Here is a 2,422-nt window from a genome sequence, read left to right as displayed (position 1 = left end):
GATGAAATGGCGATGAGAGCGAGCCGAGAAAATTCACTTGCTTATGGAAAATGCGTTTTAGCAAACTTGGAAAATTGTTTAGTTCTTAAAACGAGATTTGCTTTTATGAACGGTTTCGTTTTTTCAAAAAAGACGATTTTACAAAGGTTTGATTATATTTTAAATCGAAAGGAGGAGAAGATGTTGAAGTTAAAAGTTGCTCAAAAATTGATGCTGGTCTTTTTAGTTATCGCTGGATTACTGTATGCTGTGGATGATTCGCTGCTGGTTAAATCGAAAGTAGATTCTACTAAATTCGTTGTTTATGATATTGCCCCCAAACCATTGAAAATTGTAAATCCTGAATTTCCAAAAACCGAAAAAGACAAAGGTTCGGAAGGACAAATCTGGCTGGAAGTAGAAGTTCAAATCGATGGAGAAGTCGGTGAAGTTTTGATTGTAGAAAATTCGACTGGAAGTGAATTATTGGAAAAAAGCAGTATCGCTGCAGTCAAAGAATGGAAGTTCGAGCCGGCTTTGAAAGATGGAGAAGCGGTAAGATGCTGGATTAAATTTCCTGTTAAATTTGCGTTGGAGTGATTAGTACTAATAAGGCAATATCCTACTCGACATTGATATGTCTAATAAATCATTCAAATTAAGCATTTGCTTTAAATGAATGTCGAATATCTAATGTCCTCATTAGTAAATCTTAAACTTTCAAAATATTAACGAAACAATATGATCGTCTTTTATCTATTAAATTGAAAAATATCTTGCCGGATTTTTTCCAAAAATTATTATACAACCAATGGAAAAAATAACGAGTTTGATTGAGATAAAAGAGCATTCAAAAAAGAAAATCACTCTGATTCTTACACTTTTTGTATTGTATTTCAATCCAGTAAATTCTCTTACTCTCAAAAATGATATCAAAACCTGGCTCAATCTTTTCGAAAAAAAAAGTTCTCAACAATATCATCTCGGAATTTCTTATAAACCGGAAATCTATCTTGAGATTTTCCAAAATAAATCTTTCTCAATTGATTTGGAAACTACCGCTGATTTAAGTTTTCAAAATATCAAAAACGATGCTAAAACATTTTCCGAAACTGCTGCGGATTTTTATCGAAGTTGGATAAGATTGAATGCGGAAAAATTCGAGATTCGTCTCGGATTGCAGCAGATAAATTACGGACCTGCCTTTTTGCTTCGTTCTCTCAAATGGTTTGACCAGATAGATCCGCAAGATCTTTTAGTAGAAACGGATGGAGTTACATCATTACTTCTTCGTTATTTTTTTCTGAACAATGCAAATTTATGGCTCTGGGGAATCTATGCCAAAGATGAACTTAAAGGTTTGGAATCATTTGCTTCAAAAGAGTACGGTTACGAATTTGGTGGCAGAATTCAATATCCTTTTGAATTTTGTGAAACTGCGTTTTCCTTTCATCACAGAGAACTTGAATTTGGTAATACTCTTGAAAACAGATTTGGCATCGATGCTCGCTGGGATTTTCAAATCGGTTTATGGCTTGAAGTTGTAGCATCTAAATTCAGCAAAGATAATTTTACTCCGAACTGGGAAAAATTTCTTACATTTGGAGCAGATTATACTATTAATCTCGGAAATGGAATTCATGTTCTGGGAGAACATTTTGTTTATTCAAATTCAGAAAATGATTTTTATGAAAGTAGCTATAAAACAGAATCATCCGCCATATCGCTGATTATCCTATCGGACTATTTGATAATATCTCAACAATTGTAACATATAATTGGGAAAATGAAAATTGGACCAGGTTTCTTTCTTATCAAAGAAATTACGATCATATGAGTATTTACCTGAACTTTTCCTGGAATCCGAAAGTTGATAGCTTTGAGCCTGAACAGATCTCAACAGATGGTAAATCTATTCAATTGATGATTGGATATAGTTTTTAGGAAAAAGTATGAGGATAACAATCATGACAATTTTATTATCAATAATTTCAATTATTGTAATTGCCATATTAACAGGAAAAATAATTCTATCCAACCAACACAACAAAGAGGTGGCTGAACTTTTTTCTCTATCAGGAGATATTTCCAACAGAACATTTAGCTATGAACAGTTAGATGGCTTGCCAGAACCGGTTCAACGATACTTCAAACATGTTTTGAAAGATGGACAACCTTACATCAGTTGTGTTAGATTGATACACAATGGACAATTCAAAACTGATCCTAAAAAAGATTGGATCAATATAAAAGGTGAGCAATACTTCACTACTGAAAAACCCGGTTTTATCTGGGAAGGCAAAACTGCAATGTTCACAGCTCATGATATGTATCTTGCGAATAAAGGTAGGCTTGTTGTTACCCTTTTATCACTATTCAAGATTGTGGATGGACAAGGTGAAAGTTTTAATCAGGGAGAGTTATTAAGATGGCTTGGTGAAAG

Annotated in this window: 3 protein-coding genes; all 3 read left to right on the top strand. The window is 33.4% G+C overall.

All coding sequences use genetic code 11. The features are described 5' to 3' along the window. On the top strand, positions 1–579 hold a 579-nt coding region (locus ENL20_11105; GenBank protein ID HHE39099.1), incomplete at its 5' end, for an energy transducer TonB. Between the two features lie 229 nt (positions 580–808). Beyond that, entirely contained in the window at positions 809–1,750 is a 942-nt protein-coding gene (locus ENL20_11100) for a hypothetical protein (protein HHE39098.1), read from the top strand. Positions 1,751–1,931: 181 nt separating this feature from the next. Further along, positions 1,932–2,422 (top strand): hypothetical protein (locus ENL20_11095; protein HHE39097.1); only part of this gene is annotated, 491 nt, incomplete at its 3' end.

This window comes from Candidatus Cloacimonadota bacterium (genome assembly GCA_011372345.1).
GTDB lineage: Bacteria > Cloacimonadota > Cloacimonadia > Cloacimonadales > TCS61 > DRTC01.
The sequence above is the reverse complement of the archived record's forward strand: the minus strand, read 5'-3'. Positions and strand labels throughout refer to the sequence as shown.